Here is a 16,915-nt window from a genome sequence, read left to right on the forward strand (position 1 = left end):
CAAAGCCTTATTTTAACGCGCTGTGTTGTTTCGAATGGTCCCAACAATTACAGTATACTATAAATTTGAGATTTTGCAAGCGTTTTATGTTACAATAATAGCAAAATCAATATATCAAGGAGAAAAGCATGCAAAAACCATATACAATCGGTCTTGACATTGGAACAAATTCTGTCGGCTGGTCTGTGATTACAGACGATTACAAGGTTCCCGCTAAGAAAATGGTTGTCAGAGGAAATACAGATAAAACCCATATTAAAAAGAATTTGATGGGCGTACTTTTATTTGATGAAGGACAAGTAGCAGCTGACCGTCGTCAAAAACGGGTATTTCGTCGTCGGATTGCTCGTCGAAAAAATCGTTTACGTTATTTACAAGAGATTTTTGCCTCAGAAATGGCTAAGGTTGATGTCAACTTCTTTCATCGCTTGGAAGAATCTTTTTTGCATGAAGATGATAAGCGGCATGGCAAATATTCGATTTTTGGAACTTTAGCCGAAGAAAAGGCCTATTATGAGGAATTTCCAACTATTTACCACTTGCGGAAACATTTGGCTGATCATTCTGATAAAGCAGATTTGCGTCTGATTTATCTGGCTTTAGCACACATTATCAAGTATCGTGGACATTTTTTGATTGAGGGTAAAATAAATGCAGATAACCCAGATGTTCAACCATTGTTTAACCAATTTATAGAACTATTTGATGCCTTGCAAGAGACTCAGTTAGCTTCTAGGTCGCTTCTTGTTGATAAGATTTTGACTGAAAAGATGAGCAAGTCGCGTAAGGTAGGCCAAGTATTAGATTTGGTTACTGATATTGATCCGAAGAAAAAAGCTGTATTAAAGCAATTCCTAGCCCTAGCGGTCGGCTTGACTGGGAATTTCAAAGTCGCTTTTGGCTTGGATGAAGAGGCGAAATTACAGCTATCTAAGGATACATATGAGGAAGAATTAGCTGCTGTTTTGGCGAAGGTTGAGGATAGTCGCTACGAGGAGTTGTTTGCGACGGTCAAAAAACTGTCTGATGCTATATTGCTTTCAGGGATTTTGCAAACTAGGTGCAAAAATACGCATGCCAAATTGTCTGCCTCAATGGTTGAGCGGTATGAAGAGCACGAAAAAGATTTAGCTGCTTTGAAACATCTGCTTCGTGGACATCGTGAGATTTACCATGATGTCTTTAAGGATGAAACAAAGAATGGCTATGCGGGCTATATCGAGCGAAATGTTTCGCAGGAAGAGTTTTACAAGTACATGAAAACGGTCTTGTCAGCCATTGAGGGGAGCCAAGTCTTTCTAGAAAAAATGGAACAAGAAAACTTCCTTAGAAAGCAACGGACGTTTGACAACGGTGCTATCCCAAATCAAATTCACCTAAAAGAATTACGAGCCATTTTAAAACAACAAGGGAAACATTATCCATTTTTAGCAGATAATCAGGCAAAAATTGAGCAGATTTTGACATTCCGCATTCCCTACTATGTTGGTCCATTGGCCAATGGTCAGAGTTCCTTTGCTTGGTTAAAACGTCGGTCTGATGAGGCAGTGCGTCCTTGGAATTTTGAAGAAGTTGTCGACAAAGAGGCCTCAGCAACAGCCTTTATCAACAAGTTAACCAATAACGATCTCTACCTACCTGATAAAAAGGTCTTGCCAAAGCATAGTCTACTCTATGAAACCTTTATGGTCTATAACGAATTGACGAAAATTCGCTATGTTGATGAGCAGGGCAAGAGTCATTTCTTTGATGCCAATATGAAACAGGAGATTTTTGATGGTGTCTTCAAAGAAAATCGCAAGGTAACTGCTAAGCACCTGAAAACTTATTTGGCTAATGAATTTCCGGAATACCGCATCACAGATCTTCTTGGTCTGGACAAAGATAAGAGTGCATTCAATGCTTCTTTAGGAACCTACCATGATTTGAAGAAGATTTTAGGGAGAGACTTTTTGGATAATCCTGAACACCAAGAGTTGCTTGAGGATGTTGTGCATACCTTGACAGTCTTTGAGGACAAGGAAATGATTACTAATCGGCTTTCTAAACATTTCTCTGGTCAAGAACTGAGACAACTCACTCGCCGTCATTATACCGGTTGGGGGCAGTTATCTCGACAACTCATTCATGGAATCAAAGACAAGCAAAGCCGTAAGACGATATTGGATTATTTGATTGACGATGGTCGCAGCAATCGAAACTTTATGCAGCTGATCAACGATGATGCACTGACGTTTAAAGACCAAATCACTAAAGCTCAAGAGAGTCAAACAGTTGATGACATCCAACAGGTTGTAGCAGACTTGCCTGGTAGTCCAGCCATCAAAAAAGGGATTCTACAGACCATCAAGATTGTGGACGAGTTGATTGCTGTGATGGGTTATGCTCCTGAACATATCGTTGTGGAGATGGCGCGTGAAAACCAAACAACAGCCCGTGGTCGGAGAAAATCAGAAGAACGTAAGAAAATGCTGGAAACAGCTCTGAACGAATTTGGTAGTCATATTTTACCAAAAGATTTGTCCAATGATAAACTTCGCAATGACCGCCTTTATCTGTACTATCTTCAAAATGGTAAGGATATGTATACTGGTGAGGAGTTGGACATCAACCGACTATCCAGTTACGATATTGACCATATCATTCCGCAAAGTTTCATCAAAGATGATTCATTAGACAACCGTGTCTTGACTTCTTCTGAGAAAAACCGTGGCAAGTTGGATGATGTTCCGTCTGAGGCTGTTGTGCAAAAAATGCGACCATTCTGGGATCAATTGTTACGCTCCAAACTCATCACTCAGCGAAAATATAATAATTTGACTCGTGGAAAGTTATCAGAAGAAGTAAAAAAAGGCTTTATCAAACGCCAATTAGTTGAGACCCGCCAAATTACCAAGCATGTCGCACGTCTCCTTGATGAACGGTTTAATCCAACTATCGGAGAGGATGGTAAACGCCAACGAACTGTGGCGATTTTGACACTCAAATCAAGTTTGACTTCTCAGTTTAGAAAGATGTTTGACCTCTATAAAGTGCGTGAGATTAACGACTACCATCATGCTCACGATGCTTATCTCAACGCTGTTGTCGGAAAAGCTTTGCTCATCAAGTATCCACAATTAGCCCCAGAATTTGTATATGGCGAATATGCGAAGATATACAGACCGAAATCCTCCACACCTGCAACGGAAAAAGTTTACCTTTACACTAATGTGATGAAATTTTTCCAATCCGACGAACCTCAGGCAAGCACGGATGGCGAAACAGCATGGATTAAAGATAAACATATAGGTATTGTCAAAAAAGTCCTTTCTTATCCACAAGTTAACGTAGTAAAGAAGACGGAAGTGCAGACGGTTGGGCAAAATGGTGGTTTATTTGATAACAATCTTGTGTCGCCTAAGAAAGTTGCTGCCGACAAACTTATTCCAATTAAGCAAGGTTTGTCAGCAGAAAAATATGGAGGGTATAGTAAGCCAACAACCGCTTATCCAATTTTATTAGTAGCTGATACTCTAGCAGGAAAATCTAAAAAAGCAAAACAAGTCAAAGAGTTGTATCCAATTAGTGTTATGGACCGTCAGAAATTTGAGTCTGATCCAATTGCTTTCTTAGAAGAGAAAGGTTATCACAATGTCAAGTTGTCTAATATTGTGAGATTACCTAAATATAGCTTGATTGATATTGGTCAAGGGATAAGACGAATGTCAGCTACGGCTAAAGAAATCCATAAAGGAAATCAGATGATTCTTTCGAAACAATCAGAGGCATTGCTGTATCATGCTAATCGCAGGACAAAACCAGAAAGTCTGGAGTATTTACAGAACAATCAAGCACAATTTGACGTTTTGCTTAATGAAATGATGCATTTCGCGAAGAAAACATATTTATCTAAGCCGCATATTTCAAAATTAGAGAAAATTTATACTGATAAAGCACATTCTGCAAGTATAGAAGAATTGGCGACTTCTTTTATTGAATTATTTAAGTTTACGAGTGTTGGAGCATCGTCACCATTTGTATTCTTAGGAGAAAAGTTAAATCAAAAACAATACACAGGTGATAAGGACTATATTTCACCATTTTTGAATGGTACCCTCATCCACCAATCTGTCACCGGTCTGTATGAAACTCGGATTGACCTTTCTAAATTGGGAGATGACTGATGGGATGGCGGACTGTTGTGGTGAATACCCACTCAAAATTATCTTACAAAAACAATCACTTGATTTTCAAGGATGCCTCTCGGACAGAGTTAATCCATCTGTCCGAGATTGACATCTTGCTATTGGAAACAACTGATATTGTTCTGACAACCATGCTCATCAAACGTTTGGTCGATGAAAATATTTTATTGATTTTTTGTGATGACAAACGCTTGCCGATTGCACAACTGATGCCTTACTATGCTCGACATGACTCCAGTTTGCAACTCTCGCGTCAGATTGCTTGGGCAGAAGATGTTAAAGCAGAAGTGTGGACAGCCATTATTGCTCAAAAGATTTTAAACCAAGCTTATTTCTTAGGAGAGTGTCAGTTTTTTGAAAAATCTCAAGCTGTTATGGAGATGTACCACGGGTTAGAGAGTTTTGATCCTACTAACCGTGAAGGACATGCTGCTAGGACTTATTTTAATACCTTGTTTGGAAATGACTTTTCACGTGAACAAGATAATCCAATCAATGCGGGTTTAGATTACGGCTATAGTCTTTTGCTCAGTATGTTTGCAAGAGAAGTTGTTGTCTGTGGGTGCATGACGCAATTTGGCTTAAAACATGCTAATCAGTTCAATCAATTTAATTTTGCTAGTGACATCATGGAACCTTTTCGCCCTGTTATAGACTGCATTGTTTATGCTAATCGGGATAAATCTTTTGTCGGTATTAAACGTGAACTCTTTACCATTTTTTCAGAAACCTTTTCTTATCAAGGGAAGGAGATGTATCTAACGAATATTGTTAGTGATTATACTAAAAAAGTTATTAAAGCTTTGAACACCAACGGAAAGGGCATGCCAGAGTTTAGGATATGAGTTACCGCTATATGAGAATGTTACTGATGTTTGATATGCCAGTGGAGACGGCTGACGAACGAAAAGCCTACCGGAAATTTCGCAAGTTTTTGTTGAACGAGGGGTTCATCATGCACCAATTTTCTGTTTACAGCAAACTGTTGCTTAATAATACTGCCAATAACGCAATGTTAGGACGTTTGCAGGAAAATAATCCTAAAAAAGGGCACATTACCTTATTGACGGTGACGGAAAAGCAGTTTGCTCGCATGGTTTATTTACATGGTGACCGTGATCAATCTATAGCCAATACAGATGATCGTATCGTATTTCTAGGAGATGTATTTGATGAAACTTAATTTCCCAATATTAGATGAAGCGATTATTCTGGATAAGGAAACGATATTAGTTGTTGAAGACACTCAAATTTTTTCTCAGTTAGTACGTTCTCTTTATCAATATACAGAGGAATCTGATTTGAGACTTTTTGATGAGAAACAAAAGTCGCTAAAAGAATCAGAGATCATGGTAATTACTGATATTTTAGGTTTTGACATCAATTCTCCAGCTGTTTTGAAGCTTGTCCATGCTGATTTGGAAGAACAACTTAATGACAAACCTGAAGTCAAATCTATGATTGAAAAACTAACAGCTACAATTACGGAGCTGATTTCTTATGAGTGTTTGGAAAATGAGTTAGATTTAGAGTATGATGAAATCACGATTTTAGAGTTAATTAAGTCACTGGGTGTAAAGATTGAGATGCAAACAGATACTATCGTAGAAAAGTGTCTTGAAATTTTACAGATTTTTAAATATTTAGCGAAGAAGCGTCTCCTAATTTTTATCAATAGCGGTGCTTACTTGACTAAAGAAGAGTTAACTCAATTGGTTGATTACATTAGACTTAGTCAGATGACAGTTTTATTTATTGAACCAAGGCGACTGTATGACTTTCCGCAGTATATCTTGGATGAAGACTATTTTTTAATCAGTGAAAATATGGTATAATAGTAGTAATGAAGGGATTCAGGAGAAACTGAAGTCAGGCTGAGATGAGCAGTGCGATTACGAAATTTCGAGACAAAAATACGTCTACGAGGTTTTAGAGCTGTGTTGTTTCGAATGGTCCCAAAACTGGAGAATACTGATAGAGGCGATATTCGTAGTTTTAGAGCTGTGTTGTTTCGAATGGTCCCAAAACCTTAGGAGGAAGGGGTTATATCCATTTAACTGTTTTAGAGCTGTGTTGTTTCGAATGGTCCCAAAACCACTCATCTTGACAGCAGGAAAGACTGCTAGTTTTAGAGCTGTGTTGTTTCGAATGGTCCCAAAACTCTTACCGACACCAGTTGTTCCAAGAAACAGTTTTAGAGCTGTGTTGTTTCGAATGGTCCCAAAACGAGCACGATGGCATCAGTGGCGCAGTTATGGTTTTAGAGCTGTGTTGTTTCGAATGGTCCCAAAACCTTTCCAAAGTAGCCCAATTCAGCAAGAACGTTTTAGAGCTGTGTTGTTTCGAATGGTCCCAAAACTTGCATTTCCTACACCATTAGCTTCAACGGGTTTTAGAGCTGTGTTGTTTCGAATGGTCCCAAAACTGAATGTCACAACACAAAAACTTTTCAGAGGTTTTAGAGCTGTGTTGTTTCGAATGGTCCCAAAACAAGCAACATTTGCGGGTTACCTGGGATTATGTTTTAGAGCTGTGTTGTTTCGAATGGTCCCAAAACTTTCTTTGGCTTGCGTTAGGACATGATGAAGTTTTAGAGCTGTGTTGTTTCGAATGGTCCCAAACCCCCCCTTTAAGCACCGACAGCTGTTGGCTCAGTTTTAGAGCTGTGTTGTTTCGAATGGTCCCAAAACTATCCCTTCGAAGTGAATTATCGTTCATATGTTTTAGAGCTGTGTTGTTTCGAATGGTCCCAAAACTTGAGGCGTATCAAACAGTAATTGAACTTTGTTTTAGAGCTGTGTTGTTTCGAATGGTCCCAAAACGAAGCTGACGCTATCCTTGAAGAGTTAATTGTTTTAGAGCTGTGTTGTTTCGAATGGTCCCAAAACCTTTTATTATTCCTAAAACTCTTGAAGAGTGTTTTAGAGCTGTGTTGTTTCGAATGGTCCCAAAACTAGCTAGTAGGATTTATTCTAACTTTTATCGTTTTAGAGCTGTGTTGTTTCGAATGGTCCCAAAACTTGTGTTGGAATTATGGTGACACTTGCAGGTTTTAGAGCTGTGTTGTTTCGAATGGTCTCAAAAAGTAATGTAGCAGTGGTTAAATGCACTCTTGACTTGTCCAAGTAGTGAACATAACTGAAGATGAAGGTAAATTATAAAAGGATTAAATTTGGTAGATGAGATTATGAAATTGCGATATATCGGGGAATCTTTTGGAGTAGATTCTTTGACTAATGGTCGTGTATACACTATATTGGAGATTCTTCCGGATGATTTAGTGAGAGTCGTTGATGACAGTGGAGAAGCCTATTTATATAGTTATAAAAATCCTAGGCCTCTTGATGAGAGTTCTGTGGGCGGATATTGGGAAATTCCATAATTGGTTTCAGTTTACTTCTAAAAGTTTCAATTATTTTGCTAGACCATAGCAGAGCAGGTATTGAGCTCTGCTATTTTATATATGAAAACGTATTAGTGTCTGAATTCAAGTCAAATCCCGTTTTATATGATGGCTTTGTGGTATACTGGTAAGGTTGAAAAACAAAATAAGCGTGATAGGACAGCTTCGCACTGTCCTTTTAGAAAAGAGAAACATGAAATTTACAGAAATGAATCTGTCAAACGAGATTTTGGCAGCAGTCGAAAAAGCGGGCTTTGAAACGCCATCGCCTATTCAAGAAATGACCATTCCTTTGGCCCTAGAAGGTAAGGATGTAATTGGTCAAGCCCAAACGGGTACAGGTAAAACAGCAGCCTTTGGCCTGCCAACCTTGGAAAAAATTAACACTGAGAATCCGCTTGTGCAGGCCTTGGTGATTGCACCAACGCGGGAGTTAGCGGTGCAAAGTCAGGAAGAACTCTTCCGTTTTGGACGTGACAAGGGCGTTAAAGTTCGCTCTGTTTATGGTGGTTCATCCATCGAGAAACAAATCAAGGCTCTTCGTTCAGGTGCCCACATCGTTGTAGGGACACCAGGCCGTCTTTTGGACTTGATCAAGCGTAAGGCTCTGAAATTGGATGGGGTTGAGACGCTTATCCTGGATGAAGCAGATGAAATGCTTAACATGGGCTTCTTGGAAGATATCGAAAGCATCATCTCTCGTGTTCCTGAAAGCCGTCAAACCTTACTCTTCTCAGCAACCATGCCTGAACCGATTAAACAAATCGGTGTCAAGTTCATGAAAGAACCTGAGCATGTCAAGGTCAAAGCCAAAGAACTGACAACGGAACTAATCGATCAGTACTATATCCGTGTGAAGGAAAATGAAAAATTTGATACGATGACACGTCTTATGGATGTGGACCAACCTGAGTTGTCCATCGTCTTTGGACGGACTAAGCGTCGTGTTGATGAGTTGACGCGTGGTCTTAAACTTCGTGGCTTCCGTGCCGAAGGTATCCACGGTGACTTGGATCAAGGCAAACGCCTGCGCGTACTCCGTGATTTTAAAAATGACAATCTTGATATCTTAGTAGCAACCGACGTTGCGGCGCGTGGTTTGGACATTTCTGGGGTTACCCATGTCTACAACTACGATATCCCGCAAGATCCGGAGAGCTACGTTCACCGTATCGGCCGTACTGGTCGTGCTGGTAAATCTGGACAATCGATTACCTTCGTGTCACCCAACGAAATGGGGTATTTGGCTATTATTGAAGATTTGACCAAGAAACGCATGAAGGGGCTTAAACCTGCGACAGCTGAGGAAGCCTTCCAAGCCAAGAAAAAAGTGGCTCTGTCTAAGATTGAACGTGACTTTGAAGATCCAGCAATCCGTGGAAACTTCGATAAGTTCAAGGGTGATGCTGTCAAGTTGGCTAGCGAGTTCACACCAGAAGAATTGGCCCTTTATATCTTAACCTTGACTGTTCAAGACCCAGACACCTTGCCAGAAGTTGAGATTGCGCGTGAAAAACCATTGCCATTCAAGTTTGCTCCTGGTCAAGCCAAGGGCAAGGGAGGCCGTGGTAATCGTGATCGTCGTGATGGTGGCCGAGGTCGGAGAAACGACCGTGACCGAGATGGTTTCCGTGGAGATCGTCGTCGGGATAACCGCCGCGGAGACCGCGATTTTAATCGTCGTGACGACAAGTTTAAGAAAGACAACCGTCGTCAAGACAATAAAAAACCTCACAAGAACACATCAAGTGAGAAGAAAACTGGTTTTGTCATCCGTAATAAGGGTGAAAGATAAGTTTGGAATTAGCTGAGTTTCTATCTAGAAGCTCAGTTTTTTATTTTGCACCAAAATGTATCTGAATCAAATCGATAGGCTTTCGGCATTTCTAAATTTCTAGATATGAGTTTGGAGTACTGATTGGCTTGCTCTCTGTAAAATGTCAGCTGTTTTCATAAGTTTTTGTTATAATAAGGCTAGGAGAGGAGGAACTGATATGAAAGTACTTGTCCTTTACAATTCAAATTCTGGCTCAGGTGACAAGGAGCAGTTGATTGACCAGCTCAAGACTGACTTGTTGGCACACGGCTATTTAGCAGAAGATATTGCTATCGAGGAACCTTCGTCTATAGAAGAAGCGGTCGCCATGGCAAAGCAGGCCTCAGAAAATCATGTCGATCTGGTTGTCACTATGGGTGGTGATGGAACCATCAATAAGATTGCTGGTGGTATTTACGAGGGTGGCGCTCACTCAACTCTGGGGATTTTACCCTCTGGAACCGTCAATAACTTTGCCAAGTCTCTTAAATTGCCCCAAGGTAAGGACGCTATTTCTGTTTTGAGGGAAGGAGTAGCTAGGCCTGTCGAGCTCTGTCGAGTCAATCAGAGCTACGCCATCTCCAGCTTAACCCTGGGGATTTTAGCGGATATTGCTGCAAATGTAACAGCCGATGAAAAACGCAAATGGGGACCTCTTGCCTATCTAAAAAATGCGGTCAAAATCTTGACGCGCAACCGTAATTACTATCTTGAACTAACCCATGATGGTCAAACCCTACGTCATAAGACCAAGATTTTACTGATTACCTTGACCAACTCGGTTGGAGGTATGGATCAATTTGATCCCAAGGCTGGCCTCAATGATGGGCTGATGAGCGTTTATTTGCTCTCGGATTTTTCTTTTTGGAAAATGTTGCTGTCGCTGCCAAGAATATTACGAGGAGAGTTTGGGTATCTAGAAGGAATCACCCATTTCCGGACAGGCAAGATGACCATACGCCAGTACAAGCGAACTTGGCGTAAGGCTAGAACCCGGATCGACGGGGATAAGAGTGATCAGCTCCCGATTGTCTTGGAGATGATTCCCCAGGCCATTAAGGTCATGGTCCCAAATGATCAAAATAGATAAAAAAGTAGAAGCGGTTGGTCTTCTACTTTTTTGTTTGATAAGTCTCGCTGTGTTCAGTGATGTAGGCCAGTTTGGCAGGGCGGGTCTTCTTTTTGAAGTGGTATTCGGCAGACATGGCAGCCTGTTTGGTGTCGTGTTCTTCGGCATAGAGGAGGCGGACTGGGAGTCTGGCCTTGGTGTACTTTGCTCCCTTGCCGGCGTTATGGGTTTTGACCCGCTTGTCAACATCAGTTGTGTAGCCTGTGTAGAGGGTTTTATCCGCACATTCGAGGACATACATGTAGCCCTTTTTAGGGTCTTTTTCTTGCATTTTTTCCAAAGTAAATCTCAAAAATTTCGTCTGTGTAGTCGCCACTATCTTGATGGACGATGAGGGGAGGGAGGATTTTAAGGCCGTCCGTTGAGCCGTCCTTGATGGCTTCGATGAGAAGCATATTGGCTTCTTTGTTGGCTTTGGGATAGACAAACTGGATGCGCTTGGGCGCCAGTTTATACTGTCTGAGGGTATCTAAAATATCCAGAAAGCGGTCAGGTCTGTGAACCAGGGCTAGGCGGCCGTTGCTCTTGAGGGCATGCTGGCTAACCTGGCAAATCTCCTCCAAATTAGTCGTGATTTCATGGCGTGCCAAGAGGTAATGCTCGTTGAGATTTTTCTTGGATGTCTCGTCAGCCTTGAAGTAGGGAGGATTGCAGAGGATGAGGTCAACTCCGGACCGTGGAACATGGCAGAGCAGGTTCTTGAGGTCGTCATTGACCATGCTGACCTGGTCGGATAACTGGTTGAGTTGGATGGAGCGCTCTGCCATATCTGCCAGTCTCTCCTGAAGTTCAACCTCGACAATCTTTGCCTGGGTCTGTGTTGACGCAAACAAGCCTACCGCACCGTTCCCGCTGCAGAGGTCCACAATCAGTCCCCTGCTCGGCAATTTTGGAAACCGAGACAGCAAGACACTATCGATGGAGTAGCTAAAGACATCGCGGTTCTGGATAATTTGAACGTCGGTCGAGAAGAGCTGGTCAATACGCTCTCCGTCTTTTAAAATCTGTGAATTCATGGTACAATTATACCACATTACTGATTTGAAGGAGTGAAGAAGAGACGTGTTTTATGCTCATTTACGGACCCTGGTGGTTTTTCTCTTGTGGATTGTCAATGGCAATGCCCACTACCATAATAGGGATAAAATCTTAGACAAGGATGAAAACTATATTCTAGTATCGCCCCATCGGACCTGGTGGGACCCTGTCTACATGGCTTTTGCGGCTCGGCCTAAGCAATTTGTCGTCATGGCTAAAAAGGAACTCTTCAAAAATCGAATTTTATCGTGGTGGATTCGTATGTGCGGCGCCTTTCCTGTGGACCGTGAAAATCCAAGCCAAGAGGTCATCCGGTATCCTGTCAATGCCCTCAAGAAAAGCAATCGCTCCCTTCTCATGTTTCCAAGTGGTAGCCGGCATTCTCAGGATGTCAAGGGCGGTGTTGCCGTTATCGCTAAGATGGCCAAGGTTAAAATCATGCCTTGTGCCTATTCAGGTCCCATGACCTTGTCAGGACTTCTCAAGGGTGAACGTGTAGACATGAACTTTGGTAATCCTATTGATATTTCAGATATCAAGCGAATGAATGATGAAGGGGTGGCCGAGGTTGCTCGTCGCATTCAGATGGAATTCGACCGTATCGATGAGGAAAACAAGACCTACAACAATGGGAAAATGGGCAATCCTTTGACCTATATTTTGCGGATTCCAGCTATACTGCTCGCTCTCATCTGGATTATCTTGGTTCTGCTCTTTAGCCTGGTTGCTTCTTTTGTGTGGGACCCTGACAAGCACCGTTCATGGGAGAAAACTGAGACCAAGTAAAGGTAAGGTTCCTGGCATCGGTTACAGAGAAAGACAATTGATTTTCTTTCTCGATTTTCAAATTGAAAAGATATTATAAAAGACCGTTCATAATTTTGTACGGTCTTTTTGTTATGTGATTTTCAGGTTCTTCACATTATCATACTAAACCACTAAACCTACCTTTAACCTGTATCGCAGTTAGACATAAAAACTAACGATTTGGCAGGTATAGTGGTCGTGTTTTACAATTTAATCTCAAGCACAATCGGTACGTGGTCTTGGCGGGCGCCGGAGTCGATCATGGCAGAGCGGGTAACTTTGTCAGCAACGCGGTCGCTGGTCAACCAGTAGTCAATTCTCCAGCCAGTGTTGTTGATTTTGCTGGTGCGGCTGCGCTGAGCCCACCAAGTGTAGGCACCCTCTACACCACCGTGCAGGTGGCGGAAGGTATCGGTGAAGCCTTTGCCAAGGAGGTTGGTAAAGCCAGCCCGTTCTTCGTCGGTGAAGCCTGGGGACTGACGGTTGCTGGCTGGGTTGGCCAGGTCGATTTCCTTGTGGGCAACGTTGTAGTCACCGGTCGCAAGGACAGGTTTTTGAGCGTCAAGGCTAGCCAGATAGTCTGCGTATTTTTCGTCCCAAATCTGACGGTCAGCCAAGCGGCGGAGACCATCCCCAGCGTTTGGGGTGTAGACTTGCGTGACGAAGTAGCCGTCAAATTCAAGCGTGATGATCCGACCTTCGCTGTCCATGGTGGTTGGTGAGCCGATTTCAGGGTAGGTCACGATAGGAGATAGTTCTTTGCGGTAGAGGAACATGGTTCCAGCGTAGCCTTTGCGAGCTGGTTCGCAAGACGAGCGCCAAACAATGGCATGGTCTGGGAAGTAGCTTTCCAGGATTTCCATGTGTTTTTTTGTTGGGCCCTTGTCGGAGAGTTTGGTTTCCTGAATGGCGATGATGTCAGCATTCTCAGCGACCAAAGTATCCACGACTGCGCGTGAGAGAAGGGCGCGTGGGCTGTCAGAAGTCAGGGCAGCGTTGAGGGAATCGATGTTCCAAGAAATGAGTTTCATAGGGTGTCCTTTTCTAGTTTACTTGCCTCTCATTATACCAAAAAACTCTAGTCAGAACGACTAGAGTGTACTGGACCATAGCAGAGCTGGCCCTCTACTCACTCAAAATCAAAAGAGAATAGGCCGGTTAATGGAAGCAAAACTGGAGTTAAGCAAGAAAACCTAACGATGTTTAGTTCTGATTTTTTATGAGTATTAGTCTGGTTTCTTCGCTAGCATGGTTGCAAAACGGAGTTTGATTCGGTTGCCGTTTTCGTCACGTTTGTGGAGTTCACCGACATCTTCGTTATAACGTAAGAATTCCCAGCCTTCATAGTAGCTCTGCAATTCTCCCTCAGTAAAGGTAAAGCGGAAGGGCATCTGACAAGGGTAGTCAGGGGTATCCATAGCACAGACGATAAGGTTATAGCCACCTGGCTTGGTATGGGTCTGCATGTTGTGGATAATAGCAGGAATGTCGTCTCGGTTGAGGAACATGAAGACAACGGTGGACAGGATGAAGTCGTAGTCCTCCTCAATGGTAGCCTCGTTGATATCGTACCAGTGAACGTCAGAGGGCAGATTTTCAGCCTGGGCCATATTCTCCAAGTTGACCAGGGCTTGGCCGTTGGCATCAACAGAAGTCACTTCATGGCCAAGCATGGTTAGGTAGAGAGAATTTCTGCCTGAACCTGAGCCTAGATCCAAGACCTTGCTGGCTGGCTCGAGGAAATCCTTGGCGAAAATGACCTCGGAGTGGGTGCGGCTGATGTCGTATTTCTTGCTGATGTAGTCCTCAAGGGTGCAGTAAAAGTTCAGCTGCATCTCCAAATCATCCGTCAGCGGGGTTACCTTGTGCCAGGCTTGAGGTTCGACAAAAGGCGTCTCTGTTTCGCTGTCAAAGATGAGTTGACCAAGGACATTGCCAGCCTCATCAAGCTGATCAAACTGGAGCTGACCTGAAAAAATGGTAATTTTGGCCCAGGTGCCAACCTTTGTATTGTGCTGGTTGCGGATGGCCTCAGGCATAGTGTCCACCGTCCAACGGGGCATACTCTTGTAGCAGATTAAATCGTCGTGTGACATGGCAAATCCTCCAATTCTTTGATAGGGTGCTTGGTAAAATCAGAACGCTCATACTCTTGCAGAATTTCATCAATCGGTATGAGGAGGTCTTGCCAACTTCTCTAATGGCTACGTTAACCAGCTTTGACAGATGAGTTTTGCTGAGTATCCGTGGCCAGTGCTAGGTAGGAAACTTAGCAGAGTCAGCCTATGTAGCCTTGGCCATTGTGATTTTGATTGCCTTAATTATAGCAGAAATAGGCAGATTTTGGGCCAGAAAATCAGAATTTTCAGGATATAGTTTAAATTTGTTGCTATTTTTTGGACCACTAGCGCAAATGCCTCAAATTCATACTAATTTTATGCTATAATAAACTGTTACTACAAACGCGTTTCATTCGCGCGGAAAGGAAAACCCATGACTGAAAAGAATTTTTACATTACTACCCCGATTTACTACCCATCTGGGAAGCTCCATATCGGGTCTGCCTACACGACCATCGCCTGTGACGTGCAAGCCCGCTATAAGCGTCTCTTGGGCTATGATGTCTACTATTTGACAGGTCTCGATGAGCACGGACAAAAGATTGAAGCTAAGGCAGCAGAAGCTGGCCTGACACCGCAAGCGTACGTCGATGGCATGGCAGAAGGCGTTGAGAAACTCTGGGACTTGCTGGATATTTCCCATGATGTTTTTTATCGTACGACCAATCCTGAGCACGAAAAAGCCGTTCAGCGGATTTTTGAAAAATTGCTAGCGCAGGACGACATTTACCTGGGTGAATACTCAGGCTGGTACTCTGTCTCAGATGAAGAATTTTTCACTGAGAGCCAATTGACAGAGGTCTTCCGCGACGAGACTGGTAAGGTCACAGGTGGGGTAGCTCCATCTGGTCACGAAGTGGAGTGGGTGTCTGAGGAGTCTTATTTCTTCCGCATGGGCAAATACGCGGATAGACTCTTGGCCTTTTACAAGGAAAATCCTGATTTCATCACGCCAAACAGTCGCATGAACGAGATGATCAATAACTTCATCGAGCCAGGCTTGGAAGATTTGGCCGTGTCACGGACTAGCTTCACTTGGGGAATCCCAGTGCCGCAAAATCCAAAACACGTGGTCTACGTATGGCTGGACGCCCTCTTTAACTATATGACCGCCTTAGGTCTGGAAAATAACCTGGAAAACCGCCTGGACAAGTTCTGGCCAGCGGACATCCACATGGTCGGGAAAGATATCCTGCGTTTCCACTCCATCTACTGGCCAATTTTCCTCATGGCGCTGGATTTGCCATTGCCAAAACGATTGGTAGCTCACGGCTGGTACGTGATGCAGGACGGCAAGATGTCCAAATCCAAGGGCAATGTGGTCTACCCAGAAATGTTGGTAGAACGCTACGGTTTGGATCCGCTCCGCTATTACCTCATGCGCAGCCTTCCGGTCGGTTCTGACGGAACCTTTACCCCTGAAGACTATGTCGGCCGTATCAACTACGAGCTGGCCAACGACCTGGGCAACCTCCTCAACCGGACCGTTGCCATGATGAACAAGTATTTTGCAGGGAAGGTGCCAACAGCTATCGCAAGCTCAACCAGCTTTGATGCAGACCTGCAAGCAGTTGCTGATAAGGCCATCGCTGACTACCATACCTACATGGAATTGGTGGACTACCCACGTGCCCTTGAAGCAGTCTGGAGCCTGATTGCCCGGACCAACAAGTACATCGACGAGACGGCTCCATGGGTCTTGGCAAAAGACGAAGCGCAAGAAAGCGAGTTGGCTGCGGTCATGGTTCACTTGGCAGAAAGCCTGCGCGTGGTGGCGCATATGATTGCACCATTCATGATGAATACCGCCAACCAAATCACCCAACAACTGGGGCTTGGCGATGTAGTTTCTACGGAAAACCTGGCCTTTGGTGCCTTCCCAGAAGGTGTGACGGTTGTTGAAAAAGGGACACCAATCTTCCCACGTTTGGACATGGAAGAAGAGATTGCCTACATCAAGGAACAAATGTCCGCTGGCAAACCTGTTGTTGAAAAAGAGTGGAACCCTGATGAAGTCAGCCTCAAAAACAGCAAGGCAGACGTCAAGTTTGAGGACTTTGACGCAGTGGAAATCCGTGTGGCTGAAGTCATCGAAGTATCCAAGGTCGAAGGTTCTGACAAATTGCTTTGCTTCCGACTGGATGCCGGTGACGACGAGCACCGCCAAATCCTCTCAGGCATTGCCAAGTTCTATCCAAACGAACAAGAATTGGTCGGCAAAAAACTCCAAATCGTCGCCAACCTCAAACCCCGCAAGATGATGAAGAAATACGTCAGCCAAGGCATGATTTTGTCAGCCGAACACGACGGCAACCTCACCGTCTTGACCGTGGACCCAAGCGTACCGAATGGTGCAATTATCGGCTAAACAAACAAATTCATTCCTCTCAAGCTATCTTGGGAGGAATTTTGGTA

13 protein-coding genes and 1 CRISPR repeat array are annotated in these 16,915 nt (G+C 43.4%); of the genes, 9 read left to right on the forward strand and 4 right to left on the reverse strand.

Going from position 1 to position 16,915, the window contains the following annotated elements:
- The first annotated feature begins 128 nt into the window (after window positions 1-128).
- The 7 genes from cas9 (at window position 129) to ACFORF_RS04340 (ending at window position 10,496) form a co-directional block, all read left to right on the forward strand.
- Window positions 129-4,166, forward strand: coding sequence for a type II CRISPR RNA-guided endonuclease Cas9 (cas9, locus tag ACFORF_RS04310; RefSeq protein WP_380425824.1), 4,038 nt, complete (start codon window positions 129-131; stop codon window positions 4,164-4,166).
- The gene (cas1, locus tag ACFORF_RS04315) at window positions 4,166-5,032 is read left to right on the forward strand and encodes a type II CRISPR-associated endonuclease Cas1 (protein WP_380425826.1); all 867 of its coding nucleotides are present in this window, start codon (window positions 4,166-4,168) and stop codon (window positions 5,030-5,032) included. The genes cas9 and cas1 overlap by 1 nt, the downstream gene beginning before the upstream one ends.
- Window positions 5,029-5,370 (forward strand): CRISPR-associated endonuclease Cas2, encoded by a 342-nt coding sequence (gene cas2 / locus ACFORF_RS04320; RefSeq protein ID WP_380425828.1) that lies wholly within the window; start codon window positions 5,029-5,031, stop codon window positions 5,368-5,370. The genes cas1 and cas2 overlap by 4 nt, the downstream gene beginning before the upstream one ends.
- Entirely contained in the window at window positions 5,360-6,022 is a 663-nt protein-coding gene (gene csn2, locus ACFORF_RS04325) for a type II-A CRISPR-associated protein Csn2 (protein ID WP_380425830.1), read from the forward strand. Before cas2 ends, csn2 begins: the two co-directional genes overlap by 11 nt.
- A 91-nt stretch (window positions 6,023-6,113) precedes the next feature.
- Window positions 6,114-7,272: a CRISPR direct-repeat array (repeat unit 36 nt; unit sequence GTTTTAGAGCTGTGTTGTTTCGAATGGTCCCAAAAC).
- An 87-nt stretch (window positions 7,273-7,359) separates the two neighbouring features.
- On the forward strand, window positions 7,360-7,569 hold the full coding sequence (locus tag ACFORF_RS04330) for a hypothetical protein (protein ID WP_380425832.1): 210 nt from the start codon (window positions 7,360-7,362) through the stop codon (window positions 7,567-7,569).
- A gap of 214 nt (window positions 7,570-7,783) precedes the next feature.
- The gene (locus ACFORF_RS04335) at window positions 7,784-9,385 is read left to right on the forward strand and encodes a DEAD/DEAH box helicase (protein WP_380425834.1); all 1,602 of its coding nucleotides are present in this window, start codon (window positions 7,784-7,786) and stop codon (window positions 9,383-9,385) included.
- A 199-nt stretch (window positions 9,386-9,584) separates the two neighbouring features.
- The gene (locus tag ACFORF_RS04340) at window positions 9,585-10,496 is read left to right on the forward strand and encodes a diacylglycerol/lipid kinase family protein (RefSeq protein WP_380425836.1); all 912 of its coding nucleotides are present in this window, start codon (window positions 9,585-9,587) and stop codon (window positions 10,494-10,496) included.
- Between the two features lie 22 nt (window positions 10,497-10,518).
- On the opposite strand, the gene ACFORF_RS04345 is transcribed toward ACFORF_RS04340, so the two are convergent.
- A complete protein-coding gene (locus tag ACFORF_RS04345) occupies window positions 10,519-10,806 on the reverse strand; it encodes a GIY-YIG nuclease family protein (protein WP_380425838.1) in 288 nt (95 codons plus the stop codon).
- Entirely contained in the window at window positions 10,787-11,551 is a 765-nt protein-coding gene (locus tag ACFORF_RS04350; protein WP_380425840.1) for a tRNA1(Val) (adenine(37)-N6)-methyltransferase, read from the reverse strand. The genes ACFORF_RS04345 and ACFORF_RS04350 overlap by 20 nt, the downstream gene beginning before the upstream one ends.
- A 46-nt stretch (window positions 11,552-11,597) precedes the next feature.
- Here ACFORF_RS04350 and ACFORF_RS04355 point away from each other — a divergent pair, with 46 nt between their 5' ends.
- Complete coding sequence (locus ACFORF_RS04355) at window positions 11,598-12,359, forward strand: lysophospholipid acyltransferase family protein (RefSeq protein WP_380425842.1); 762 nt, start codon at window positions 11,598-11,600, stop codon at window positions 12,357-12,359.
- Between the two features lie 224 nt (window positions 12,360-12,583).
- On the opposite strand, the gene ACFORF_RS04360 is transcribed toward ACFORF_RS04355, so the two are convergent.
- A complete protein-coding gene (locus ACFORF_RS04360) occupies window positions 12,584-13,411 on the reverse strand; it encodes an exodeoxyribonuclease III (protein ID WP_380425844.1) in 828 nt (275 codons plus the stop codon).
- A 195-nt stretch (window positions 13,412-13,606) separates the two neighbouring features.
- Window positions 13,607-14,476, reverse strand: a complete 870-nt coding sequence (gene tehB / locus ACFORF_RS04365; protein WP_380425846.1) for an SAM-dependent methyltransferase TehB — start codon at window positions 14,474-14,476, stop codon at window positions 13,607-13,609.
- A 397-nt stretch (window positions 14,477-14,873) separates the two neighbouring features.
- Here tehB and metG point away from each other — a divergent pair, with 397 nt between their 5' ends.
- The gene (metG, locus tag ACFORF_RS04370; RefSeq protein WP_380425848.1) at window positions 14,874-16,868 is read left to right on the forward strand and encodes a methionine--tRNA ligase; all 1,995 of its coding nucleotides are present in this window, start codon (window positions 14,874-14,876) and stop codon (window positions 16,866-16,868) included.
- The last annotated feature ends 47 nt before the right edge of the window (window positions 16,869-16,915 follow it).

Origin of the sequence: Streptococcus caprae, assembly GCF_042649745.1 — a bacterium.
In the GTDB taxonomy this organism is placed as follows: domain Bacteria; phylum Bacillota; class Bacilli; order Lactobacillales; family Streptococcaceae; genus Streptococcus; species Streptococcus caprae.